This is a genomic window from Paenibacillus marchantiophytorum (assembly GCF_014640555.1).
Lineage (GTDB): Bacteria > Bacillota > Bacilli > Paenibacillales > NBRC-103111 > Paenibacillus_E > Paenibacillus_E marchantiophytorum.
This window is the reverse complement of sequence record NZ_BMHE01000005.1, coordinates 25247-52100: the sequence shown is the minus strand read 5'-3', so window position 1 is coordinate 52100 and position 26854 is coordinate 25247. Positions and strand designations below refer to the sequence as shown.

Annotated in this window: 21 protein-coding genes; 15 read left to right on the top strand and 6 right to left on the bottom strand. The window is 46.7% G+C overall.

Annotation, left to right across the window (positions count from 1 at the left end):
• Window positions 1-7: 7 nt before the first annotated feature.
• The 15 genes from IEY34_RS07070 to IEY34_RS07000 all read left to right on the top strand — a co-directional run bounded on the left by IEY34_RS07070 (window position 8) and on the right by IEY34_RS07000 (window position 20106).
• Window positions 8-3187: a beta-N-acetylglucosaminidase domain-containing protein gene (locus IEY34_RS07070; RefSeq protein ID WP_189009686.1), complete on the top strand. Its 3180-nt coding sequence runs from the start codon at window positions 8-10 to the stop codon at window positions 3185-3187.
• Window positions 3188-3252: 65 nt separating this feature from the next.
• Complete coding sequence (locus tag IEY34_RS07065) at window positions 3253-4275, top strand: S-layer homology domain-containing protein (RefSeq protein WP_189009683.1); 1023 nt, start codon at window positions 3253-3255, stop codon at window positions 4273-4275.
• A gap of 565 nt (window positions 4276-4840) precedes the next feature.
• The gene (locus tag IEY34_RS07060; protein WP_079414036.1) at window positions 4841-5389 is read left to right on the top strand and encodes a peroxiredoxin; all 549 of its coding nucleotides are present in this window, start codon (window positions 4841-4843) and stop codon (window positions 5387-5389) included.
• Window positions 5390-5470: 81 nt separating this feature from the next.
• On the top strand, window positions 5471-5857 hold the full coding sequence (locus IEY34_RS07055) for a glycine cleavage system protein H (RefSeq protein ID WP_189009681.1): 387 nt from the start codon (window positions 5471-5473) through the stop codon (window positions 5855-5857).
• A gap of 325 nt (window positions 5858-6182) precedes the next feature.
• Window positions 6183-6524, top strand: a complete 342-nt coding sequence (locus IEY34_RS07050; protein WP_189009678.1) for a hypothetical protein — start codon at window positions 6183-6185, stop codon at window positions 6522-6524.
• Complete coding sequence (locus IEY34_RS07045) at window positions 6494-6652, top strand: hypothetical protein (protein WP_189009675.1); 159 nt, start codon at window positions 6494-6496, stop codon at window positions 6650-6652. Before IEY34_RS07050 ends, IEY34_RS07045 begins: the two co-directional genes overlap by 31 nt.
• 597 nt (window positions 6653-7249) lie before the next feature.
• The gene (locus IEY34_RS07040) at window positions 7250-7567 is read left to right on the top strand and encodes an S-layer homology domain-containing protein (protein ID WP_373291190.1); all 318 of its coding nucleotides are present in this window, start codon (window positions 7250-7252) and stop codon (window positions 7565-7567) included.
• A 225-nt stretch (window positions 7568-7792) separates the two neighbouring features.
• Window positions 7793-9538, top strand: coding sequence for a sensor histidine kinase (locus tag IEY34_RS07035; RefSeq protein WP_189009670.1), 1746 nt, complete (start codon window positions 7793-7795; stop codon window positions 9536-9538).
• Complete coding sequence (locus IEY34_RS07030) at window positions 9531-11216, top strand: response regulator transcription factor (RefSeq protein WP_189009667.1); 1686 nt, start codon at window positions 9531-9533, stop codon at window positions 11214-11216. The genes IEY34_RS07035 and IEY34_RS07030 overlap by 8 nt, the downstream gene beginning before the upstream one ends.
• A 148-nt stretch (window positions 11217-11364) precedes the next feature.
• Window positions 11365-13071 carry an extracellular solute-binding protein gene (locus tag IEY34_RS07025; protein WP_189009664.1) on the top strand — a complete coding sequence of 569 codons (1707 nt, stop codon included), beginning with the start codon at window positions 11365-11367 and terminating at the stop codon, window positions 13069-13071.
• Between the two features lie 385 nt (window positions 13072-13456).
• Window positions 13457-14326 carry an ABC transporter permease gene (locus IEY34_RS07020; RefSeq protein WP_189010124.1) on the top strand — a complete coding sequence of 290 codons (870 nt, stop codon included), beginning with the start codon at window positions 13457-13459 and terminating at the stop codon, window positions 14324-14326.
• A gap of 18 nt (window positions 14327-14344) precedes the next feature.
• Window positions 14345-15235 (top strand): carbohydrate ABC transporter permease, encoded by an 891-nt coding sequence (locus IEY34_RS07015; RefSeq protein WP_189009661.1) that lies wholly within the window; start codon window positions 14345-14347, stop codon window positions 15233-15235.
• A 19-nt stretch (window positions 15236-15254) separates the two neighbouring features.
• Window positions 15255-16526, top strand: a complete 1272-nt coding sequence (locus tag IEY34_RS07010) for a Gfo/Idh/MocA family protein (RefSeq protein WP_189009659.1) — start codon at window positions 15255-15257, stop codon at window positions 16524-16526.
• Complete coding sequence (locus tag IEY34_RS07005; protein ID WP_189009657.1) at window positions 16516-17532, top strand: peptidylprolyl isomerase; 1017 nt, start codon at window positions 16516-16518, stop codon at window positions 17530-17532. The genes IEY34_RS07010 and IEY34_RS07005 overlap by 11 nt, the downstream gene beginning before the upstream one ends.
• A gap of 96 nt (window positions 17533-17628) precedes the next feature.
• Complete coding sequence (locus IEY34_RS07000) at window positions 17629-20106, top strand: hypothetical protein (protein WP_189009655.1); 2478 nt, start codon at window positions 17629-17631, stop codon at window positions 20104-20106.
• A 93-nt stretch (window positions 20107-20199) separates the two neighbouring features.
• On the opposite strand, the gene IEY34_RS06995 is transcribed toward IEY34_RS07000, so the two are convergent.
• The 6 genes from IEY34_RS06995 to IEY34_RS06970 form a co-directional block, all read right to left on the bottom strand.
• Window positions 20200-20409, bottom strand: coding sequence for a hypothetical protein (locus IEY34_RS06995; RefSeq protein WP_189009653.1), 210 nt, complete (start codon window positions 20407-20409; stop codon window positions 20200-20202).
• Window positions 20410-20463: 54 nt separating this feature from the next.
• Window positions 20464-21666: a DUF1501 domain-containing protein gene (locus IEY34_RS06990; protein ID WP_189009652.1), complete on the bottom strand. Its 1203-nt coding sequence runs from the start codon at window positions 21664-21666 to the stop codon at window positions 20464-20466.
• Window positions 21667-21683: 17 nt separating this feature from the next.
• Window positions 21684-22988 (bottom strand): DUF1800 domain-containing protein, encoded by a 1305-nt coding sequence (locus IEY34_RS06985; protein ID WP_189009650.1) that lies wholly within the window; start codon window positions 22986-22988, stop codon window positions 21684-21686.
• Between the two features lie 90 nt (window positions 22989-23078).
• Window positions 23079-24272, bottom strand: coding sequence for a DUF1501 domain-containing protein (locus tag IEY34_RS06980; RefSeq protein ID WP_189009648.1), 1194 nt, complete (start codon window positions 24270-24272; stop codon window positions 23079-23081).
• Window positions 24273-24290: 18 nt separating this feature from the next.
• A complete protein-coding gene (locus IEY34_RS06975) occupies window positions 24291-25592 on the bottom strand; it encodes a DUF1800 domain-containing protein (protein WP_189009646.1) in 1302 nt (433 codons plus the stop codon).
• Between the two features lie 26 nt (window positions 25593-25618).
• The gene (locus IEY34_RS06970; RefSeq protein ID WP_189009643.1) at window positions 25619-26839 is read right to left on the bottom strand and encodes a DUF1501 domain-containing protein; all 1221 of its coding nucleotides are present in this window, start codon (window positions 26837-26839) and stop codon (window positions 25619-25621) included.
• Between the last annotated feature and the right edge of the window lie 15 nt (window positions 26840-26854).

The window sequence follows — 26854 nt, the reverse complement described above, 5'->3', positions numbered from 1 at the left end:
GTATAGCATGAATATGAAGAAACTAATATTCCTTGATGGAAGATGGATAAAAACAATCGCTTTTTTCCTGGCTGTCACCGTGTCTGTTCCGTTATTTAGCGTACCTGTATCGCAAGCCGCAGAGATCGGGCCTACCGGTTCCGTTCCTGCTATTTCACCCATACCGCAATCGGTTGCTGTACAAGGAAACGGTTTCTCGATTCCGGTTGAAGTTGGGCTCATAACGGGCAGCAACTCGGATTCGGCAGCCGTTCAAGCTGTAGAACATATTTTGCGGCAAGCAGGGGTACAGAATATTAAACGCTTCGCTGACAACAGTGCCGTTCCCGACGCACCGGTAAACGTGTGGGTTGGCGGACCGTCAGAGAATTCAGCTTCGGGCGGCGTCTTGCAAGATTTGGGTGCGACAGGACCCGAAGACTTGAAGGATGACGGATACGTGCTGGCTTCTGGAATCACTCCTTCGGGTCGGAAGAGCATCGTGCTGGCAGGTAAAAATCAAACCGGCACTTTCTATGCGGCACAAACGCTCCGTCAAATGATTACCTCCAACGCTTCCGGTTATTCAGTCCCTGGACTGGTGGTCAGAGATTGGCCGAAAATGAATTGGCGCGGGTCCATCGAAGGATTCTACGGCGATCCATGGTCGCAGGAAGATCGGCTTAACCAACTGGCGTTTTACGGGGAACAAAAAATGAATATGTACATTTATGCCCCGAAGGACGATCCGTATCACCGGGATAAGTGGCGAGATCCTTATCCGGCGGATAAAGTGGCGGAGATTGCAGCGTTGATCGTGAAAGCGAAGCAGGAACATGTAGAATTCGTGTTCGCCATTTCTCCAGGCAACTCGGTATGCTTCTCGGGCGATGCCGATTTCCAGGCGTTGATGGCCAAGGCGCAAGTGATGTGGGAGAAAGGCGTGCGCTCTTACGCTTTATTCCTCGATGATATTGACAAAGCGTTGACATGCAGCGCTGATAGAACGAAATTCAATAGTGATAGCAACCCCCCAGCCGCTGCACAAGCTTATCTGCTTAACCGGTTCAAAAAGGAGTTCATCGACACGCATCCAGGAGCTCATCGCTTAATCACAGTTCCGACGGATTATGCGAATATTACGACAACGGGGTATATCAACCGCTTCTCCGCGCTAGTCGATCCGAGCGTTATTGTGCAGTGGACCGGCTCGGCCGTTGTGCCTGCAGCAATCTCCGTATCGGATGCCGATAAAGCAAAAACAATTTACAAGCATGATTTGTTGATCTGGGATAACTACCCGGTTAACGATTACTCGCGCGATAAAATTTACTTAGGTCCTCTCGAACACCGCGATCCCGGCTTAGCCGACCACGGAATCGTCGGCCTTACGGCGAATCCGATGAATGAAGCGGAAGCGTCCAAAATTGCGCTTTTCTCCATTGCGGATTATTTGTGGAACCCTGGAGCCTATAATCCTGACAGCTCCTGGCAGCTTAGCTTGCAGCGATTAGGTGGGCCGGCCGCAGACGCGCTGAAGCGATTTGCCGAAAACCATTATTCATCTCCGTTGAATGCCAAAGAATCGTTGACGCTAAATCCGCTCATAAATTCCCTGTGGGGCGTTTTCACTAGCGGTGCTAGTATTACGGATACAGCCAATCAATTAGTTGCCGAATTCACCAAGCTGCAGCAGGCGCCGGCCATTTTGCGCAGCACACTCGGCAACGCGAATTTTATCGCGGAGACCGACCTTTATTTGAAGAAGGACGAATTGTACGGCAAAGCGGGCGCAGAAGCCGCCCAGATGCTGATTTCCCAGAAGCGCAACAACAAGCAGCAGGCGGCATCGCACAGAATAGCCCTGACCAATTTCAAGGCGCAGATCAATAGCATTACCCAGGTCAAGGCGAATCAAGTATTTGAAAATTTCTTCTCGCGAGCTATGCGGGAAAATGACAATTGGCTGGGCGTCGTTCCCGCGACTCCTTTCCCCATCACGACGATGGGGACGTACCAAACGAATACGCCGGCCAACATGCTGGACGGCAGCCTCAATACTTATTTCTGGAGCGATAGTACCCCGGTTGTAAGCGATGTTCTTGGCGTTGATTTGAATGAAGTCCGGAAAGTCACGAATGTGCAGGTATACATGGGGAAGACGGGCAGTCTATCTGATTATATTCATCACGGCATACTTGAATATTCAGCCGACGGATCGATCTGGACGACGCTGGCCACGCTGGAAGACCAACCGGAAATTAATGTTCCGGTTAACGATCGGAAGGCCAGATTCGTCCGCATCCGGGTTACAGACACGCAACCTTACTGGGCCGTTGTCAGGGAATTTAACGTAACGTCGGTTGCAGTGCCACAAGATCCTGCCGTCATTTTAGGGGGGCGAGATACGGTTCAAGCAGGCGAAGCGTTCACGTTGGAGGTCGGTTTGGATCAAGTGGCGCATAGTGTGTATGCGCAGGACACTTTCATCGAATACGATCCGAATACCCTGGAATTCGTTTCGGCGGATACAGCTAAGGCTGGAATCAAGCTGCTTGCTACTGTAAACAATACGGCAGGCAAACTTCGTCTGATTACAGTCAGCGAAGGTGCCGCATATGGCATAACCGGCAGCGTGCAACTGCTGAAACTTGTGTTCAAAGCAAAGAACATTACGCAAGTGATGGAAGGGTTGATTACAGTTTCCGAAATGACGCTCGGCGATGAGCAGGGAATGGAAACGAGGCTGACATCCTCCGGGATGGGCATTCAAATTATACCGGTTTCCGCTCATAAATCGGAGTTGAACGATCTTATTCGCACCGTCCAAACGGTACACGATGCCGCAGTGGAAGGCGCGCAAATCGGCGAGTATCCGATCGGATCTAAGATGACGCTGTTAGTATCCATCGAAGCTGCCAAAGCGGTGGCCGATGATGCTAACGCAACGCAAAATCATGTGGATGCGGCAGTCGCTGCCTTGCAAATGGCGCTAGATAATTTCAAGGCCTCGGTCATTACGCGAGATACGGGAGATTTAAACAACGATGGCAAAGTGAGCATCGGTGATCTGGCTATGGCTGCAGCGAATTATGGCAAAGATACCAACAGCCCAGACTGGCAGAAGGCGAAGAAATCGGACGTAACCGGCGATGGTAAAATTGACATTAACGACCTTGCGGCAGTCGCGACTAGAATTATGGATTAGCACCGGGGAATAGAAAGGAGGAAGGGGCCACCCCCTTCTTCCCACATAAGAGAGGATGGTTTAGGATGAAACGTAAAATCATTTATATCGCATGTGCATGCCAGCTTTACTGTTCTTTCGCTTTGTTGTCTCCTGCCTATGCGGAGGAAGCTTCCCAATTCGTGTTGAAAACCTCGGATACCGAATCGACGGGGGAATTTACCGTAACTTTGCAAGGGAAAAATGTGCAGGATTTGTATGCTTACGAGGCCAAATTCAGCTTTGATGCCAGCAAGCTGGATGTAGTCAAAGCCGATACGAAAATAGAAGGCTTCTCCGTTTCACCCATTGTGAAGAACAATGAAGTGACCTTTGCGCATACGAAAATAGGCAAAGTAGAAGGTGAAAAGGGAAATCTCGACATTGGCTCCATTACCTTTAAGGCTAAAAAAGCAGGATCGTCAACGGTGAAGTGGACCTCTATGAAAATTGTTAATCACAATTTACAAAATCAATTGATTTCGCTCAATGAAGCTGCGAACTTCACCAAAATTTTCAGTGATCTTGCCGGCCATTGGGCCAAATCCGATATTATGCAGTTGGTAAACAAGAACATCGTGGAAGGTATGGATGACGATCATTTCGCACCGGATACGAATGTGACAAGAGCACAGTTCGCAACCTTGCTGGCTAAAGCCTTGAATTTAAAGAGTAGTTCTGTGCAGAACCCCTTCTCTGATGTCGCAGCAGGTGCATGGTATGAAGATACAGTGAAGAACGCGTATGCGGCTGGGCTTGTCAATGGCATTACTGACCGAGAGTTTGCGCCGGAGAAGAACATTACGCGTGAAGAAATGACAGCGATGCTGCTGCGAGCGAAGGGGCATGCCACAGGTATGAAAGTGGAAGATATGACCGCGGGCACAGCGATCCGATTCAGCGATGAGGGCGCAGTCAGTGACTGGGCCAAGAAGGTAGTTGCCCTTGCTGCGGACTCCGGCTTGATGAATGGCCGTACCGCCGAGGAGTTTGCTCCGCAGGAGCAAGCGACCAGGGCAGAATCAGTGGTCGTGCTAAAGAGACTATTAGCTGGATTAGGGGCGAAATAGGGCTTTGAAATACCGCGAAGTTGGCGGGATTAAACCCCACTAGCTTGCCTATTCATCCCTATGCTCATAATTGTAAATGAACTAGTTGCGGGCTAGGTTTTATCAAAATATAAGAGTTTACATGTTTTGGAGTGAACGCGGAGTTGCTCCAGCTGCCTCGCGGGGACGTAAGGGAACTACAGTGCGCTATTCCAGCCAAAAGTGTCATTATCGGGAGGTTGAGGGAACTACAGGTCGCTATTTTGCTATTTCATGGGAATTTCAACACTTTTTATGGAAATAAGACCCTGTAGTTCCGCTATGACCCTCGCATGCCTACTTTTTGCCTAATTAGCGTCCCCTAGTTCCCTTACTAGGTTTTGCTGCTAAGAAGAGGCGGATCTATCAGGGCGGCGAAGCCGGTTTACTTATATACATGCTATCAAATATAAGATTTGCTAGGCACCTCCAGATTGGTTTCCTGGTTAAAATAATTATTATCTAATATAAGATCTAATTATTGACTTTCATCTAGTCGAATGTTACCATTTTATACGAATAAGATAGATTTGAGGAGGAATTATACATGGCAGAGCGTTTAGTTGGTAAACAAGCTCCTGATTTTACAATGGAGACAGCTACAGGCGACGGTAAAGAATTTGGTAAAGCTTCTTTGTCCGATTACAAAGGAAAATGGTTAGTTCTTTTCTTCTACCCATTGGATTTCACATTCGTATGTCCAACTGAAATTACTGCACTTAGTCATGCAGCTGCTCAATTCAAAGAATTGGACACTGAAATTCTAGGTGTTTCCATCGACAGCATCCATACGCACAAAGCATGGATCAACACACCAATCAACGATAACGGTCTTGGCAAATTGGAATTCCCACTTGCTGCTGACATTACGAAATCCGTAGCACGTGACTACGGCGTTCTGATTGAAGAAGAAGGTATCGCGCTTCGCGGTCTTTTCATCATCGATCCAGAAGGCGAACTGAAATACGAAGTTGTTAACCACAACGACGTAGGCCGCAGCGTAGAAGAAACACTTCGTGTGCTTCAAGCGCTTCAATCCGGCGGATTGTGCCCAATGAACTGGAAACCAGGCGACAAAAACTTGGTAGTAAAATAAGGTTTAGACAATAGAGAGAAAGCTCCTCAGGTTGGCATGCGAATGCTGCCGAGGAGCTTTTCTTCATGAAGGAGGACAGATATGTCAGTACCTGTGAATTTGAAGTATACAAGAGATCATTTCTGGATTCGCCAAGAAGGGGATAGGGCTGTTATTGGGTTAACCGAGAATGGTCTCGAGCAACTAGGGATGATTCTTTACATCGAATTGCCGGAGCGGGATGCAATAGTCATGCAAAACGAGTTCATAGGCTCGCTAGAGACTGTGGATAACGAGCATGATCTGCATTCTCCCCTATCAGGGAAAATAACCGCTGTGAATATCCTGCTAGAGCGTGCCTCACAACTGCTGAACGAATCTCCCTATGAGAAAGGATGGCTATTCGCTATTCAGTGGAGTCAGGCCTCAGAGCTGGAACAGCTCTGGGATGCGAATTCTTATCAGGCTGAAAACCCTGCCGATTACTAACGTTATTTTTTCAAGCTGGCGATGTAGTCGTTCATTTGCTTGGCATACTCATCGCCGCCATTTTTATACTAACCGCTTTGAAGTTCTGTGAATTTGTCGACCGGTTCTTACCCATAATGATTTATTTTCATATATTTTAGATACTATACGACAACTGGCACGGCGCCAGTTACATCGCCAGTCGCCCTCGCCTCACAATGCAATTCGAACGGATCGATTTGAAAGCGGAACCATTACGAATTGGGACTTAAAGTCGGGCAACTGGAGTATCGTATCCGATGGAAGCAGCAACCGACCCCATACCTCTACATCAAGCGGAGTTTCCATGGCTGTCTATAATGATCAACCGTATCCTTCCGCCAGTTGGTCCGACAGCGCCGCGCAAGCGAATTTCAAGTTGAACGGCACAACCGGAATTACCGGCTTGGTAGCGCGCTATGAAGAGGTCGTACCTCCTAATCCTACGGATCCAGCTAATTACTACTATCTCAGAATAAATGCAGCTAACCAAATGTTTGAACTGGCCAAAGTAGCCCCATCTGCGACTACGGTTCTTGCATCCTCTCCTAAAACCTTTATTTCTGGAACCGATTACAATTTGAAATTGTATTTAAATGGTTCAACGATCGGTACCGTATGGAGCTTTCAATTGTCGGCAATCAATTGACAGGATACTTGAATGGCGAAGAGAAGCTCAGCGCTACAGACAATTCGCCGCTTGCTCCAGGCAAGGTTGGCGTTCGTGCATACACAGCCAACTTCGAAGTAGATAATCTATACGTAGAAGCAAGATAAGTATTTCCCAAAGAGCAAGGAGTTGCCCCAAGTAGGTTTATCTACTTATAGGGCAGCTTTTTTTTAGCCGCCAGAAAGTATAAGTTTTGAATGGATTTAAGGGGCTCTACCTTTTTAGTTTTTTGGTGGCAAAAAGATACGTCCCAAAGTGCTGAAAGAAATCCAAAAATTTCGAGATTGTGGAGACCCGGAAAAAGGGTTTAAGCTGCTAGCACTTGAAGGATGGCACGCTCTAAAGGTGGTGCCCTATGGAGGTATAAACAAGCTATTTGGCAGAATAAGATCCTCAAGCTTTGCAATCGCGTGGATATTAGGGAACGTCAAGCCGTGATAGTAGCAAAATGTGACATGATCGCGAGTTTGAGGGAACTACAGTGCGCTATAATTCTGAAAACCGCCATATTCCACGCCAGAGGGAACTACGATCCGCTATGTCACCATTTCCCGGTTGGAATCAGCAGGTTCCGCTTAAATAGCGGATCTCAGTTCCCTTTTATGCTACTTTCACCCCAGTTTCCACCATTTAGCGGATCATAGTTCCTTTTCATACGACGCTCTCTATCATTGCAAAGCCCAAAGGGAACTAAGACCCGCTAGATTGCTGAAAACCGCTATGAAGACGCTCATCCGGGTGGCAGTTTCTACGACACCGTGGGCCATTGGGCTGCGGCAGCAATTGGGAAAGCGAAGGCAGCGGGAGTAGTTAACGGATACGGGAATGGCACGTTCCGTCCTGAGCAGACCCTTACCCGGGCTGAAGCGGTAATGATGCTTAACAAGTTGTCGGGCCGAGATCCGTTATCTGTATCCGAGGCTAAGTGGAGCGACGTACCTGCACAGCATTGGGCGTTTAAGAACATTCTAGAGGCGTCCGTGGATCATGTTCATGGGCCGGTATCAGGCCGTGGAAAGTAACAGAGTAAGGTAGTTTCAACGTGGCTGCGAGTATAGGAAACGAGGAACAAGTATACACGCAAATGACCGTCAGGATATTTTCCCTGACGGTTTTTTTATTTCCCGAAATGATCCAAACCGCACGGAATGGTTTTTTTGACAGGCCATATACAAGGCTTATTGATTTCATGCTAAGCTTATAGGCATAAAATCATTTTAAAATCGGATGTCCTACAGGAGGGAAATGTGATAAAAATAACAAGGATCCCCAAATTGTACGTGTATCAAAAAGTGATTATCGTTTTTGCCGCATTGATTATTCCTGTCTATATTGTAAATCTGTTGATGAATATGATGGGGCAGTCCTTTATTAAACAAGAATTTTCCGATTCCATTCAGTCCAAGGTGCAATTTTATTCGAACCAGCTGGATGATCAAATTTCCTTCATTCGCAATCAGCAGTTGCAGGCTGTCAATGATTCCGAACTCCAGAAGCTGAACTTTCTGTCAGGCACGCTGGATGTGTTTGAAGAAATCCAACTCGTAAATAGGGTGAAGGAACGCTTGTCCACGATACAGAACTCGAGTGAATACTTGCTGAATACCGGGGTATATATGAAATCCTTCGGAAGAACGATTTCTACCCAAAGCGGGATTAATAAGCTGCCTAATCAGGAGTATGAAATCATCAGTAAATTATATTTAAAAAGTAAAAAATCTTCCATTTATTATTATGAGGGGAGATTGTTCTTTATTGAAGCAGCCAACAATTCAAGCGTCATTGTCTACATGGAGCTTTCCGTTAAGAAGTTGGAAAAGACATTAGAGCAGCTGGTAGGGAATTATGGTTATTCAGGTGCATTTATTACCAATGAAAGTTTTAGCTACTATATATCGCCCAAGCACGAAGATGCCATCGTCAAAAAGATTTATGATAACGTTTCATTGGAAGCAAACAACAAAAATGATGAGAGTCATATTCTGAAATTGGGAGATCAGAGTTATCGGATAACTTACAACCGGATAAGTACACTCGGATTAACACTTTATTCGTATATCAACCAAAATGAACTCACGGGATCGCTCAAGACATTTAATATTTGGCTGCTTGTTATGTCTCTGATTTCGATTGTCATTATTCTTGTTTTTTCATTCTCGGTCAAATTGATGATCCACAATCCTTTGAAGGAGCTGATTGCTGCTTTCCGAACGCTTGAAACAGATAATCTGGATATTTTGATAAGGCCGAAAAATGATATTGAATTTGGTTATCTGTACAGGAGCTTCGATAAGTTGATCGACAAGCTAAGGCAATCCATCCGGCAAAATTATGAGCAAAAGATGGCGCTGCAGCATTCCGAATTAAAGCAGCTGCAGTCGCAGATCAAACCGCACTTTCTGTACAATGGATTCTTCAATATTTATATGATGTGCAAGGCGAAGGATTATGAAACGGTCGCCACTTTAGCCCAGAAGCTGGGCAGTTATTATCAATTTGTTACTAGAAATGGTGCGGATGAGGTGCCATTTGACATGGAATATCGGCATGCTATGGATTATGTGGAGATTCAACGGATACGGTTTTCGAATCGGATTCATGTCGTTGCCGGTGAAATTCCAGATGCTTGCAAGCCTCTCATGGTGCCTCGTCTGATCCTGCAGCCGATTATCGAAAATACGTTCGAACACGCTTTCGAAAATGAACGCAAAGGCGGCAATATCCGCATTACGGTGACGTATGAGAAGAAATGCTTGCGTGTTTGTGTGGAAGATGACGGAAACAAGCTGACGGATGATTTAATTCATTCCCTACAGGAGAAGTTGGCACATAGTTCAATTGTTCTTGAGAAGACAGGGATTATTAATGTGTGCAGGCGAATCCAGTTGGAATACGGCAAACCTAGCGGCGTATTTGTTTCCAGAAGCGAACATGGCGGGTTGAAAGCAGAAGTAATCATTCATTTTAATTATGGAGGCGGCAGTGATGTATAGACTCTTAATTGTTGACGATGAACCGGCGATTGTTGAAGGACTGGTACAGATGTTCCAGGAAAGGGAGGAGCTTGATCTCGACATCTGCAAGGCGTATTCGGCGTTTGAGGCGATAGACATCATCAAGAAGACGAAGATTGATGTTGTGCTCAGCGATATTCGGATGCCCGAGAAGAATGGCTTGCAGTTGATGGATGAGATTTTATTTTATTGGCCAGCTTGCAAAATCATTTTTTTGACAGGGCATAACGAATTTGATTATGTCTACACGGCGATTCAAAAAAATGTGGAAAGCTATATTTTGAAAACAGAAGAGGATAAGGTTGTTATCGGGGCGGTCTCGAATGCATTAAAGAAAATAGAGGACGAGCTTAAGAACAAGGATACCGTGGATAAGGCACGAAACCAAATGCTGGTTATGGCGCCGTTGCTGAAAAAGGAATTGTTCGAGGCCCTTCTATTAGGCGAAAGTGTAAATGATCTTTTATCCGATGAATTATTTGCAGATCAAGTCGTCAAGCTGAATCGGGATGCCCCTGTGCTGCTCCTCGTTGGCAAGATTGACAGTTGGTCCGGAGGCATGTCGTATGCCAATAAGCGAAACGCCTTGTACGCCGTTCGGAATTTAGTTGAACAGTATTGGCCGTCTGTCATAACTAGCGAAGAGATTGTCTATGAGAATTCCATGATGATTTCATTTCTACAACTGGATTCGAGTTCAGAACGATTTCGCAAGGAAGGCAATGAGGTCGATTGGAGAGGGCTTGTCACGTACTTAAAAGGCATTCTGGAATCGGTTCAAAATGCGTGCCGTGATTTGCTGCACATGGATGTTTCTTTCGTTATTTCAAGAGGCGGCGTCGAATGGGGCCACCTGCATAAAGAATTCGAACTGGTGAAGGCGATGATCAAGAAAAGGCTGGTATCCGGGCAAAAAATGACGATGATGGACCTCGGCATGGCGAACGAATTTTTTAAAGTGGAGCCTTCCAAGGTTGCTGCTTATTCGGATGACTTCAACAAAAAGCTGCGCTTGCTGGAAAAGAAGTTGGATGAAGGGGATGAGCTCCAAGCAGAAACGATTTGCAAAGATCTGATCAACAGCTTGCAACATGAAACCTCTCAGAATTACCTTCTCGGTCTAGAAAGGTATTATTCGTTTGTGCTTGTTTTTCTAGCCAATATTAATAATCAAAGTACTTCTGATAGAACGAAGGAGCATATGCCTATCGAAAGTTTCGGAATGATGGACATCCCCAGTGACTGGGTAGCTGTGGAATCTTATTATCTCGAACTCGGCAAACAGATATGCCTGGAGAAACAGCAGCAGGTTGAAAAAGGAGAAAATTTGTTAGTTGAGCGCATTCATAGATTTATTAACGAAAATTTGAGCGGTGATCTTTCCCTTGCCAGAATCGCTGAAGTGGTCCATTTCAACCCTTCCTATCTATCGCGTTTCTATAAGCAGCTTACGGGGCGGAATTTGTCCGATTATATTAATGCAACCAAAGCGGAGATGGCGGTGAACATGCTGGAGGATATGCAGATGAAGATAAATGAAATTGCCTTGAAATTGGGTTTTGAATCTCCGTCCTACTTCACAGCATTTTTCCGAAAAATGAAAGAGGTGTCGCCACAGGAATTTAGGGAAGCGATCCTTCATAAAACAAGGAAGTAAACAAAACAGAACGATGTAAACAGTTTAGTATAGCGGTTGTTCGTCCCGCAGTATTACAATAAGTACAGTAAAGCTCGAGCCTTTACCACAGACCAATAACAACGATAGTTTCAGTTACTTAATTCGCATAAAATGTGGGGGGTATAACATGAGAAAAAAGCTAGTCCGTTCTGTCCTGCTTACTTCACTGATATCGACAACGCTTATGGGATGCAGCAGCAACAATGAAAGCGCTTCAAGTACAGGGAGTGCAGCACCGCAAACGACAGGCTCCCCAAAAACGGAAAATGTAGATCCGTTGGGTAAATATGCGCAAACAGTCACGGTTACCGAAGTGCTGGGTTTCCGCCCGCCGGAAGATCCGAAGACACCCAAGGGAATTACACCTGATCAGAACGCCTACCTGAAAGATTTGAAAGAGATGCTCAATATTGATCTGAAATATAAATGGAGCGTGCCGACGGAACAATTCGAACAGAAGTTTTCGCTTGCGCTTGCTTCTGCCGATTTGCCTGATATTCTGGATCTGGATACGCTGCAATATGAGAAATTGAAAAGTCAGGGTATGCTTGCAGATTTGACAGATGCCTATAACAAATATGCCTCTCCCGCTTTAAAGAACTATATGCAGGTGGACGGCGGATTTGCCATGAAAACCACGACGACAGATGGCAAAATATTAGGTATTCCGGGGTTCGAGGATCCGTATCTCTCCACGCAGCTCTTGTGGATTCGGAAGGATTGGCTCACCAGTCTCAACCTGCAGCCACCAAAAACAATTGACGATCTGGAGAAAATTGCTGATGCCTTTGTCAAAAACGATCCAGGTAAAACCGGTAAGAATGATCGGTATGGCATCGCGATGCAGAAAACTCTGATCGGCTGGGGATTTGATGCCCGTGGTGTGTTTAACGGCTATGGCACAGCTCCCAAAGCTTGGCTGAAAGGCAAAGACGGCAAGCTTGCCGCAGGTGAAATCCAGCCCGAAACGAAAACCGCTCTTGCCAAGCTGCAATCTTGGTATCAGAAAGGTCTGCTGGATAAAGAATTTGCTCTGAAAGACGAGAACAAGGTTGTTGAAGATATCGTTGCCGGCAGAGTTGGCATTTCATACGGTGAATGGTGGTACCCGAACTGGCCGCTTAATATTAGCAAGGATAAAGATCCCAATGCAGAATGGGAAGCTTATCCGATTCCATCGCTGGATGGTCAGCCAGGGAAATCGATGGTTGGCAAGGTACGAATGAGCCACATTATTGCCGTAAACAAAAAAGCGAAAAATCCAGAAGCTGCGATTAAGATGATTAACTTCTACATTGAAATGGGCAAAAAACAGTATCTGGAGAAAAACAAAGCAGAAAATGGGTACGTGTACAACTGGTTTGTGCCAAGAATCTATAATCCTGCTCAAATCGATAACATTTATACAGAGGTTAACAAGGCTTTGGATGCCAAACAAAATGCTATTACTCTTGATGATGAAAATTACAAGAATGTTGCCGACGTGTTCAAAGCAACCAAGGAATTCCTTGCTGGCGATACGACGAACGCCACAAAAGGCTCCAACTGGGGTCAATACTACAGCCGTGCAGCCAAAAACGGTGGTTGGGGCATAACGCGCCAAATTCGTGACAACAAGCAGGTGTTCTTCAACGAGTTCTATGGCGTTCCGACGGAAACACAGATTGAGAAAGGTGCGCAGCTCGATAAGCTGCTCGACGAAACGTATACCAAGATTATTATGGGCGCTCCTATAAGCGAGTTTGACAAGTATGTGGAGAGCTGGAAGAAGCTTGGCGGCGACGATATTACGAAGGAAGTCAACGAGTGGTATACGAAGAATGCAGTGAAATAAGGTAAAGCATACAGCGGGGGAGCATTTGTACAATCTCTCCCTTTATTCTGGAGTGAACGAGGAGTTGCCCGGGCTGCTCGCACGGAGATAAGGGAACTACAGTGCGCTATTCTAGCAAAAAGCGTCATTATTGCGAGGTTGAGGGAACTACAGTACGCTATTTTGCTGTTTTCTGGGAAATTCAGCTCTTTTGGTGGAGATAAGACCCTGTAGTTCCGCTATTGCCCTAACAACCCTGCTATTTGCCGAAATAGCGTCCTCTAGTTCCCTTAACAGGTTTTGTCGCTAAGAGGCTGATCTCTCAGGGCGGCGAAGCCATTTTTCATAGTAAGATGGCTGAATTTGGGTGCGATTGGAGGCTACACAGTTGAGAATAAAAACAGATATGCCGCTGCATCTAATGCTGCTGCCTGGCGTTTTAGTTACGCTTGTCTATGCTTACGGCCCTATCCTTGGCGTCGTGATGGCATTTCAAAAATATGAACCGGTGCTTGGCTTTTTCAAATCCAAATGGGTGGGGCTGAAAAATTTCAGATATGTATTCAACCTGCCTGACTTTAACCAGGTTTTGTGGAATACGGTGCTCATCGCCTCTTTGAAAATCATCTTTTCGTTAGCGGTTCCCCTTATTTTGGCGCTGCTGCTGAATGAGATCACCAAAAAGTGGTTTCAACGCATGATTCAGACGAGTATTTTTCTGCCGTTTTTTCTTGCGTGGACGGTTCTTGGCGGAGTCATTCTGGAGTTGTTTTCCTTGAGAGGCCCTATTAACGGCATGATTTCAAGTATGGGTCTGGAGCCGATTATGTTCATGGGCAGCAATAATTGGTTTCGAGCGATTATGGTTGGTTCGGATGTCTGGAAGGGCATGGGCTACAATATGATCATTTTTCTGGCTGCTATTACCGGCATTAACGCAAGTCTATACGAGGCTGCCGAAGTAGACGGGGCTGGCAAATGGAAGCAAATGATGCATATTACATTGCCGGGGATGATGCCAATCATCATTCTCATGACGACATTAAGCCTTGGAAATATATTGAATGCAGGGTTTGATCAGATCTTGATCATGTACAATCCAACCGTGTACCAGGGTGCTGATATTATTGATACCTTCACTTACAGGCTTGGTCTATTCAGTCAACAGTTTGCGCCTGCTGCGGCAGTGGGACTATTTAAGTCGGGCATATCCGTCGGATTGGTATCGCTATCCTACTATCTGGCGTACAAATTCAGCAATTACCGAATATTTTAGACGGCTGGGGGATTTCATATGGTTTATAAACCATCGTTTAGCAGAAAGCTGTTCGTCTTGATGAATGCCTTGGTACTTACCTTCATTACGATCATCGGTATTGTGCCGTTCATTCACCTGCTCGCTGTCTCGTTAAGCTCCAACACAGCGGCGATGGCTGGCGAAGTGAAGCTGTTGCCGATTGGCTTTACGCTCGATGCTTACGTGTATCTTGGACATAAGGTGGAATTTATGAGGTCACTCCGTGTCTCCCTGGAAAGGGTCGTGCTCGGAACGGTCATTAATATGTTCCTGATTTTCATTACCGCTTATCCGCTTGCCAAAGAAACGACGCAATTTCGCTCCCGAACCGTGTATGTGTGGTTTTTTGCGGTTACGATTTTCTTGGGCGGAGGACTCATTCCGACGTATATGATTGTCAAATCAACCGGGCTGATCAATACGATCTGGGCGCTTGTTCTGCCTGGCGCATTGAATGTATGGAATATGATTATGATGCTGAACTTCTTTCGAGGGATTCCCAGAGAAATGGAAGAAGCTGCAACGATTGACGGAGCAAGTCATTGGACGCTGCTATGGAAAATCTATTTGCCAGTCTCGCTGCCAGCCATTGCGACCATTGGGTTATTTACCATTATCGGACACTGGAATTCTTGGTTTGACGGTATTCTATACATGAATTCACCGGATAAATATCCGCTTCAGACCTACCTGTCCACCTTAATTACCGCAATGAATGCGCAAATGCAGTCTGTCAATGTTGAGCAGCTCAAACAGTTGGAGAATCTGAGTGAGAAAACGCTTCGCACTGCGCAAATTTTCATGGGGGCACTGCCGATTTTATTGGTGTACCCGTTCGTGCAACGATTTTTTATCAAAGGAATGACTGTAGGCAGTGTGAAGGAATAAAACGAAGGCGGGGTAACACATGCGAAAAATAACAGTGGCATTAATCGGAGCGGGACAAAGAGGAGTTAACTATGCGGGATATGCGCTTGAGCATCCAGATCAACTGCAGGTTGTTGCTGTCGCTGAACCTAATACGAGTAGAAGACACAATTTTCAAGCGCTGCACGGATTGTCGGATGAGTTCTGTTTCGAGAGCTGGGAAGATTTACTGGGTAAACCTAATCTTGCGGATGCCGTCCTTATTTGCACGCAGGACAATATGCACTTTGAACCGACGATGAAAGCTTTGGAAGCGGGTTATCACGTGCTGCTCGAAAAACCGATGTCTCCCGATCCATGGGAATGTATCCAAATGGGGAAGCGCTCGGAGCAAGCTGAACGCGTGTTTTCGATTTGTCATGTGCTCAGGTATACGAATTTCTTCACAACGATCAAGAGGTTGTTGGGTGAGGGTGCGATTGGACAGCTCATGTCGATTCAACATAATGAGAATGTAGCGTACTGGCATCAAGCACACAGCTTTGTTAGAGGCAATTGGCGCAAAGCTGCCGAATCCAGTCCGATGATTTTGGCCAAATCCTGCCATGACCTGGATATCATTCTATGGTTGGCAGGAGCGGATTGCACGCATGTATCCTCATTTGGATCTTTGTCTCATTTTAAAAAGGAAAATGCCCCAGAGGGAGCACCGCAGCGATGCTTGGACGGATGCCCGGTTTCGGATCAATGTCTATACTATGCGCCTAACGTGTATCTGACGGACGATATATATTGGCCTACTTCTGCGATCAGCGATGATCTTAGCTTGGAAGCCCGCACCAAAGCGCTGCAAGAAGGGCCGTACGGCAGATGCGTGTATCATTGCGACAATGATGTCGTTGACCATCAAGTGGTCAATCTGGCATTTGCCAACGAAGTGACGGCTGCTTTTACGATGAGCGCATTTACGAAAGATTGCAGCAGAACGCTGAAATTGATGGGAACGAAAGGCGAAATTCGCGGTGCGATGGAGAAAAATGAGATCGAAGTGATCGATTTCGCAACAGGCACAGCTACGCAAATCGCACTTGAAATCCCTGGCGGACACATCGGGCACGGTGGCGGGGATTTCGGTCTGATTCGTGATTTCATTAAGCTGGTTCAAGAGGACAGTAAAGGGGATGGATTGACATCTGCGGCTCAATCGGTGCAGAGCCACTTGATGGCATTTGCGGCGGAGCGGTCAAGGCTGGATCGAAAGGTTGTTGCTTTGAAGGAGTTCTGGGAAGTGAATGAAATAAATGAAGCGTAAAGCAGGCTTAGGCAAATGGATGACCGCAGTAGTTTTCGTGCTCACTGCGGTTACTCTCGTTGGTTGGGCAAAGGGGAATTTATTAGTAGTTCAAGCAAGAAGCGATGACATGGCTTGGGTCAATGAGATTCCCATTAGCGTCGTTGAATTTAATAAGTCATTGCGCAAGAATAGGGCCAACTTTGGTAAAACGTCAGGGGATGCATGGAAGAAAAAGGCGCTCGACGACAGCGTGAGCATTAAAATGCAACAAATCATTGCGCAGGAAAACGGTGTATGGTCAGATATTAGCTATCCGAGTTTTTTGCAGCAGTGGAAGCGGGAAAATGAAAGAAGACAGCAAGCCATCCAGAACAAACAGGCTGTGTTCGGACCAACCCAGTATAGCGAGGATGGCTATTTTGAATATATGCTCAGCAATGCCAATATAGCGGTGAAGAAGAAAATGCAAGAACGGGAAGCGGCGGGATTAGCGGATGGCGAAGGTCTGAAGGCCTTTTATGAGAGGAAGAAAGATTCGTTATATGCGTCACCCGGTTCTGTGAAGGTGCAGCAGGTTGTGCTGACTTTTCTTGATGCTAATCATCAAGTTTCTTTGAAAGAAAAGAAACGGCAGGAGATGGAAGAGGTGAAGGCTAAGCTTTCATCTGGGGCAGATTGGGAAGAGGTTGCTAAAGCATATATGCCGGAGGGAGCGGTTTCCGTGCAGCAATTTGCTGCAAACAACATTAGACAAAATCTAAGAAGTCCTGCCGCACAAGCAGCACTGAAGTTGAAGCTTCAGGAAATAAGCGATGTCATTGAAGAGAATGGCAGCTATATCCTCATGAAATGTGTTGAGAAAAGCGAGCCCGGTTCCGCTTATACCCCGTTTGAGGAAATCAAGGAACAAATCCTCAAAGATTATATAGAGGACAAATATAAGGAGGAGCTTCAAACAAGGATTTCGCAAGCGCGAATTAAGGTAAATGACAGGCTTTATCAAGCTGTGAAAGTTGGTGAATGAGAAGTTGTAATTCGTGTGTTGTAAGCGCTTCAAATAAATCCATTGAGGGATCATATGCGAGGCATTACATAAACAAAATTGGAAGGAAGGTGTTTTATGTCCAAATGGACGGCAAGGAAAATCATCAGCCTGATCGTTGCGACCGTTATGCTTCTCAGCCTGAGTGTTGCAACGCCGCCAACTGCTGAGGCAGCTGGAACGACCTACTACGTAGATAATGCGGGAGGCAATGACAGCAACAGCGGAACGAGTACGTCCGCAGCGTGGCAATCTTTGGCGAAGGTGAATGCCACAAGCTTTGCTCCCGGGGACCGCATTTTATTCAAGGCAGGCGGCAGCTGGAGCGGTCAGCTATGGCCCAAAGGTTCCGGTGCCAGCGGAAGTCCGATCGTCATTGACCAGTACGGGACGGGCAGCAAGCCGCTTATCGCTGGCGTAACTACGGAGCTGTCAACCGTGCTTTTGAAAAACCAGCAGTATTGGGAAATTAACAATTTGGAAGTGACCAATCCGTTTGCTGGGCCTTTAACCAATAGTGCGCGTGGTGAACGGCGTGGTGTTTATATTTTAAATGAGGAAAGCGGGATTTTGCATCATATTTATGTGAAAAATATGAACATCCACGATGTGGATGGGATCTATACAACGCGCGCCGGGGGCATTATTTTCGATTCTGTAGGATCGAATGTGCCGAGCGCTTTCGATGAAATTCTTATCGATGGCAATGTATTGACGGATGTGGATGCTTACGGAATTTACATCAGTTCCAATTGTATTCTTCGCTATGGGATGAGTGATTTATGGCCTTGGGTGCCTAAGCCTTACGGACCGTGGACACCGACGACCAATCTGAGAATCTCCAACAATACAATCATTCGACCAGCTACGGGCGGAATAGCTTGGAACGTGACGGACGGGGCAGTCGTTGAGCGCAACACGGTTCAAGAAGCTACCTATCTGGCAACGAATGCATCGATCTGGTGGGCCTATTCGGATCGTAACGTCGTGCAATTCAACGAGTCGTTCGGAAGTCATAATGGCGCCGAGGACGGCGAGGGATTTGACGTTGATGCGGGGAACATTGGCTCGCTGGTTCAGTATAACTACAGCCATGATAATGCAGGCGGTTTTATGCTTTTTGTGAATGATACGTACTACACGGTCGATACGGTTGTCAGGTATAATATCAGCCAAAACGACAAAAGAAGCATTTACAGGTACAGCGGTTCGATTAAAAATGTGACAAATCACAATAATACGATCTATGTAGGCAGCCAATCCGGCAATCCGGTTATGAGCGATTATTTCACGAAGACCTCAGGCTCTCCGACCAACATTAAAAACTATAACAACGCTTATTACAGCGCAGGAGATCGCGGATGGAATCTGACGGGTCAATCATTTGATTACAACGCCTATTATGGCGGCAGTACACTGGTCAGCTCAGATACGCACAAAGTGACGAGTGATCCGAAGTTTGTCAGCCCAGGCAGCGGAGGCAACGGCATGAATTCGGTGAGCGGATACCAGCTGCAGCCCACTTCTCCGTTGATTGGCGCCGGTGTTCCCATTACATTGAATGGTGACAGAGACTACTTCGGAAATAGTTTGTATAACGGAGACCCTGATATCGGTGCCCACGAGTACCAAGGTTCCGTGCCTCCGGCAACGAACAAGGCACCGGTCGCGTATCCGACGATAGCCAAAGCAGCAGCCGATGATCTGGCTTCGCGTGCTCTGGCAAGCACGACATTCGCATCTTTAAACGCGACGACCGCCGTGATCCGAAATATCAACGACACGTATTATGACTATGCTTGGTCAAGCAGCACGACGCCAACGTTTCCGAACTATATCACGCTCAATTTCGGCGGGGCTCAGGTGACGGCCAATCAATTGAAACTAAATACGAGGTTTGGCCAGGGGCAGGGGATAACGAACTTCGATCTTGAATACTATAACGGCTCGGCATGGCTGCCCATTCAATCGGGGATCAATCTCACATGGGCTTCCAACACCAGCGCCGATGAAATCAAGACCGTCAGCTTTGCGCCAACAACCTTCGCACAACTCAGATTGAAGGTCAATAGCGGAAACCATCAGTGGGGGAACATAGCGGTGAATGAATTGGAGCTGTACAACGCCCAGGCTAACGCTGCGGCTTCAGCAGCGGCAAGTACCACGTTCCCGGCGGGGAATGCCGGAGCAATCACCAATATTAACGATAACAGCGACTCCACAGCGTGGTCCAGCGCGACCTCGTTTACATTCCCGCAGTACATTACGCTGGACTTCGGGAGCAGTTCCGTCACCACGAGCAAGCTCAGCTTAGCCACCCATTTCGGCATCGGCCAAGGAATTACGAATGTGGATGTCGAGTATTTCAACGGCACCAGCTGGGCAGCAGCGCTATCTAATGCGGCTATCGCCTGGGGGCTTAACACCAGTACAGTGGAGACGAGAGATGTTGTTTTTCCTACGGTTACAACGAGCAAAATGAGGCTGAAGGTTAATAATGGGAACCGCCAGTGGGGCAATATTGCGTTGAATGAACTGCGTGTGTGGTCGAATTGATTTGCTGAGAAACTAGGAAGTACATGCAGCAAGACCCCTTGTCCGCAGTTTCTGCCGGACGAAGGGGTCTTCATGCTAATGATCCAGTTTTCACTATGAGCTTTGCTTATTTTTGCTTCGTTCTCTTCTTACTGGTTGTCCTTCTTTGTCCGTCGTGCATTGCATTTGAATAGGACATGTAGCACAATCGGTGGTTTTAAAAAAGTGATGGTAACCTTCTTTTTTGTTATTATGCGCTAGACACGTTACAAGATTACCAAGAGAAACTTGAGATTTTTCATTTTGAATCGGATGTTTTTCCATAGACAGAACCTCCGTCACTAAGACACAAGTGTTGACAAATCATTAGCTGGTTTATTAAAAGAACTTCAAGTTCTCATACGTCCTGCCGAGCACCGATTGCGTATCGCCTTTTAACCAGCTATCCAAAATAGTGCTGTACACAGAGCGGAAATCCACTTGGTATTTTAAATCTCCCTCATCCAGATCGCTTAGGCTCGGATAGGCGCCATAAAGGCCGCCTTTCACTTGACCGCCTAGAACAAACACCAGTCCGGCCGCGCCATGGTCAGTACCTAGATTGCCGTTCTCCTTGACTCTGCGTCCAAACTCGGAATATACCATGACAGCAACTTTATTTGCCAGTCCATGTTTTTCTAGATCTTCATAAAACGCGCCAAGAGACTGATCAAACACTTCCAGCAAGGCGGCGTGCTGTTCTTTCTCATTGTTATGATCGTCAAAACCGGCAAGTTGTGTGTGGAACACCCTTGTACCGGATTTGCCGGCGAGCAATCTGGTAATCCCCTGAAGAGTACCTGCAAAGCCATGGTCTGGATACTTGACGCCAGCCACATAATTGCCAAGCATCATTTGAATCGCTTTCGAACTTTGTTCTGCATCCCGGCCGTATTGGCAAACGACTCGCAAAGACTCTATATTGTTGGAAGGAGTCGCATAGATTTCCTTAAAAGTTTGATTTATTCTGTTATCTCCCGCCAAGATCTCGTAGCCCCCAATTGATCCAGGGCGGAAAGTTCTGGATTCAAACGCCCCTTTCCCTGCCATTTGCATGGCCCTTAGCGGATTTTTATTTCCTGTAAGCGATGATTCGACATAACGCGCCAGCCAGCCGGAAGTACTGATTGTCTCCGGTATCGCGGTTTGCCATATGGCCGTAGAGCGGAAATGAGAACGGCTCGGCTGCGGATAACCGACACCCTGCACAATAGCCAGCTTCTTGGTGTCATAGAATCGCTTGAGGTTTACTAGCTTGGGATGAAGGCCCATCTGATTATTCAAAGTGAGCACTTCAGACTGTTTATAAGCGAGGGTTTTCCTGTTATCATAATACAGTCCTTGTCCGTACGGAATAAGCGTGTTCAGGGCGTCATTGCCGCCGTCCAGTTGAACGACAACAAGTACCTTTTCCTCATCGATTAACCCACCCGCACTTTGCGCAAATAGCGGACCGCTTGTTGGCAGCAATACTTCGCCTAATCCCAAAGTTGCAAACATCGCTGTGCCCTTCATTAAAAAATCGCGTCTTGTCAATTTCATAACGTACACCTCCTTGATTATTTCATCTGGGCTTCCGGACTCATAAGGACAAGCTGCAGCAAACCTTTCATTCCTTCAAGCGGTTGGCTCGAATTTATGATGATATCGTTGACATACGATCTTAAGCCTGCCCTCGTACTCACCGACAATTCCGCAATGCCAAACCGCGTGCACCACATATCTATCCATGCATCCGGATTGGCAGGTTGAGCAGGTTTGAACTCGCTAGTATTAATACCTTCAAAAGTCCAGGCTATGGTACCTGCGAAACGGTAACGTCCATACAATCCGCTCATCCAATCCTCCCCTCCAGCCCAGCCAGCCACATCCGGAGGCGAATAGAGCTCCTGGCCCATACCGCCAACAACATAGGAGCTATTATTGGCTTCTACACGCGATTTAAGAGCTCGAAGCGTACCAGCAACGTAATCGGCCGGCGCTTTGATAACAGCCATACGATACTTGGGATTGTAAAATTCCGTTGAATTAAATAGATTCTGCAGCACTTCGCCTATCGTATTCATCGTCTTGATATTGTTCGCCACTTGATCGATCCAGAGCTGGTCAGGCTTGTCCACGGCAAAGTATCTGAGCAGCTTTTTCGCCAAAAATTTCGGAAAAGCCGGATGGCCCAAGACCACATTAACTGCCTCCGTATAACCCAGTTTGCCGGTTACGCCAAGTACTGTTTTAGTTCCTGAATCGAAAAATGATTGCTTAAAAAACGCTGTAACGCCGTTGTCATCCCAACCCGTAAGTGCGCGTGCCAGTTCTTTCACGTCCTGCTCCGAATAATTGCCAATTCCGAGGGTGAAAAGCTCCATCAATTCACGAGCATAATTCTCGTTCGGCGCACTCTTATTACTGTTGAGCAAATCGAGCCATTTTAACATTGCCGGATCTAAGCCGATTTTATGAACAAGTTCCCTGAAATTGCCTAGCGCATATTGGCGTAACAATGTATTCTGATTTAACATTTTGGGAACATGGTTAACTTTATACTGCGCCGTAGCGAAATGCCCATGCCAGAACAGTGTCATCTTCTCTACAAGCGGAGCTTGTGAGTAAGCCATACGGTAAATCCAGTATTGTGAATGATCTGTTATTCTGGAACCTGTAGGTCTTCTTTTGAGATAAATCACCCACATATCATTAAAATCATCCAACGCTTCCGGTTGGTCCGTCAGCGATATGCCCGCTACTAAACGCCTTACCGACTCCTGACGTCCAAGCCGGACGCAGGCTGCAATCTCCTCAGGCGTACCGCCAAAGCTTGCCCGATTAAGCAAATGTATTGCCTCACGATAAGTCCAAGCACTCATAATGTTCCTCCCGTCTCGAATGAAATAAATATGGAAAGAGAGGCCATCTCGACATCGTATCGTTCTGCTTGCGAGATAGCCTCTTAGCTGTTAAAAAATCTTCAAATTCTCATAGGTCTTGCCAAGCACCGACTGCGTATCTCCCTTTAACCAGCTCTCCAGGATTGTGCTGTACACAGACCGGAAGTCCACGTGGCATTTCATATCTCCGCCATCAAGGTTGGTTAAGCTCGGATAGGCGCCATAAAGTCCGCCCTTCACCCGGCCGCCGAAAACAAACACCGGCTGCGCCGTACCATGGTCAGTGCCCTGATTACCGTTCTCCTTGATTTTACGTCCAAACTCGGAATACACCAATACGGCAACCCTGTTATAAAACCCATTTTTATCCAAATCTTCAACAAATGCGCCTATAGACTGGTCTACCTCTCCCAACAATTTAGCGTGTTGGTAAAGCTCATGATGATGATCGTCAAAACCACCTTGCGACGCTGTGAACACCCTTGTGCCCGTTTTGCAGGCCATTAACTTAACGATTCCCTGAAGACTATTAGCAAGGCCTAGGTCTGGATACTGTACGCCTGGTACATAATTGCTAATCTTCGATTGAATATAACCTGCAGCTTCCATTGTTGCTCTCGCGTGATCGCCAATGACTCGCAATTGCTCCATATTGTTGTTAGAAGCATGGATTTCATTAAAAGCTTGCTTAAATCTGTTTAACTCCAACACAGGGATGTCAGGAGAAAAGATATGGTAGCTGTCAACATTATAAATACCGCCAATCTTCGTGGCTGTTAACGGAGTATCGCCTGGTTTAAGCGATGATTGGATATACCGTGATATCCAACTGGTGGTACGGGCTTTACCGACTTTCTCCGGTTGCGCTGTACGCCATACGTCCATTGAATGGAAGTGAGAAAGGTTCGGGTTCGGATAACCGACTCCCTGTACAATCGCCAGCTTCTTGTTGTCATATAATTTCTTCAGATTCACAAGTTTTGGATGGAGTCCCACCTGATTATCCAATGCGAGCACGTCAGATTGTTTGTAAGCGAGAGTCGGCCTCGCATCATAGTAGGTTCCTTGTGCATATGGAATCAGCGTGTTAAGTCCGTCATTACCGCCATCCAAATAAATGGAGACAAATAACGTTTCATCGCCCGCCCCCTCCGCACCTTGCGCAAAAATCGATCCGCCTGTTGGCAGCAGCACCTCGCCTAATCCCAACGTTGCAAACATTGCTGTTCCTTTTATTAAAAAATCGCGTCTTGATAACTTCATTTCGCACACCTCCCTCAATTATTTCATTTGCATTTCAGGACATAAGAGGACAAGCCGCATCAAACCGCGCATCCCAGCAAGTGGTTGGCTCGAATTTATGATGGTGTCCTTCACATATGATCGTAAGCCCGCCCTCGTATTCTGCGATAGCTCCGCAATGCCAAACCGTTTGCACCACACATCGATCCATGCATCGGGATCGGCAGGCTGAGCAGGTTTAAACTCGCTTTTATTAATATCCGTTTTTGCGGCTATGTTGCCTGAAAAAGAATAACGCGACATCAATCCTTCCAGCCAAGCTTCTCCTCCCGGCCAGCCGGCCACATTCGGCGGCATGAAGAGAAACTGACCCATATACTTTGCGGCTTCGGAGGAATCACTGGCGAAGACATACATTTGAAGTGCCCGGATCGTACCGGCGACATAATCTGCCGGCGCTTTAATTACAGCCATGCGATACTTTGGATTATAAAATTCATTTGAAGTAAATAGCTCCTGCAGTACTTCGCCCATCGTTTTCATCTTGCTGATATTGTTAGCAACATGATCGATCCAGACCTGGTCAGGATTGTCCACGGCAAAAAATCTGAGCAGCTTTTTCGCCATGAACTTCGGATAAGCAGGCTGGCTCAAAATGATATTAACCGCCTCCGTATAGCCCAAATTGCCGGTTACTCCTAACAGGGTTTTGGTGCCTTTATCGACCCAATAATCTTGGATAAACGCTGGGTCCCCAAACCTCCAACCCGTAAACGCGCGCGCCAGTTCTTTCACATCCTGCTCCGTAAAATTGCGAATTCCAAGGGTGAAAATTTCCATAAATTCACGAGCATAATTTTCGTTCGGCGCATCTTTCCTGCTTCTGTCTAAATCGAGGTATACCATCATAGCCCGGTCTTTGCCGATTTTATGAGCAAGTTCTCTGAAATCGCCCAGCGCATATTGGCGAAGCAGTCTATTTTGCACTTGCATGAACCGCGTTTCGTCAACTTTAGACTCCGCCGAAGTAAAGTGCCCATGCCAGAATAGCGTCATCTTCTCCACAAGCGGAAATTGCGAGTAAGCCATACGGTAAATCCAATACTGTGCCCAATCCGAAATTCTGTTTTCTAAAAGCGGCCTTTTTTTATCTGCCTCCCGGTACATTGTATTAAACTCAGCCAACTCTTCGTTCTTGCCCGTCAGCGATATTCCGCCTATTAAACGCCTAACGGACTCTTTACAGCCAAGTCGGACACAAGCTGCAATCTCCTCTGGCGTACCGCCAAAGCCGGCACGGTTAAGTAAATGAACTGCCTCTTTATAAGTCCAAGCACTCATAATTTCCCTCCTGTCACTAATTGAAATCAAAAAATATTCAAATTCTCATAAGTCTTGCCGAGCACCGACTGCGTATCGCCTTTTAGCCAACTCTCTAGGATGGTGCTGTACACAGATCGGAAATCCACCTGATATTTCAAATCCCCATAAGAGAGGTCGGTCAGGCTCGGATAAGCGCCATAGAGGCCGCCTTTCACTTTGCCGCCGAGTACAAACATCGGCGCAGCCGCACCATGATCAGTGCCTGCGCTGCCATTCTCCTTGACTCTGCGCCCAAATTCGGAGAACACCATAACAGCAACTCGATGCGCCGCCCCTTGCACGACTAAATCATCATAGAAAGCGCCTAGCGCCTGATCTAAATCAGCAAGTAATTCGGCATGTTGCACTCTCTCATCCAGATGATCGTCAAAGCCGCCAGTCACGATATTGAATACCCTTGTACCGGATTTGCCTGCGATTAACTTGGCGATCGTTTGTAAACCGCCAGCTATTCCCCTGTATGGATATTGGACACTGTTCACATAGCCGCCATTCATCGCTTGGACCGCTTCCACGGTATTCAGCGTCTCCTGACCTCGCTGGCATGTGATGCGCAGCGCCTCCATATGATTCTGAACGCCATACATGCCGAGATAGGCTTGATTTAATCTGTTTTTGTCCAACACCGGCGTATCGGAACTGAAGATTTGGAAGCTCTCAAGAGAGCCAAGAACAGGAAAGCTTAAATTGTCAGAATGAAAAGCCAGATCGTTTCCGCCTATTTGCACCGCCCTTAGGGGATTGACATTGCCTCTAAGCGATGATTCGACATAACGTGCCAGCCAGCCAGAGCTAATCACTTTCGCCGGTTCTGCCGTCTGCCAGATTTCCATCGAGCGGAAGTGGGAAAGGTTCGGATTCGGATAACCGACTCCCTGAATAACAGCCAGTTTATTGGCGTCATACAATCTTTTTAAATTCTTAAGGCTTGGGTGGAGTCCCACTTGATTATTCAAAGCGAGCACTTCAGACTGTTGGTAAGCCAGAGTGGGCCTTGCATCATAATAAGCTCCTTGTCCGTATGGAATCAGCGTGTTGATGCCGTCATTGCCGCCTCCCAATTGAACGACCACAAGCACCGTTTCACCATCGGCAGGTTCTTGCGCAAATAGCGACCCCCCTGTTGGCAGCAATACTTCGCCTAATCCCAAAGTTGCAAACATCGCTGTTCCTTTAAGTAAGAAATCGCGTCTCGATAATTTCATCTATACACACCTCCT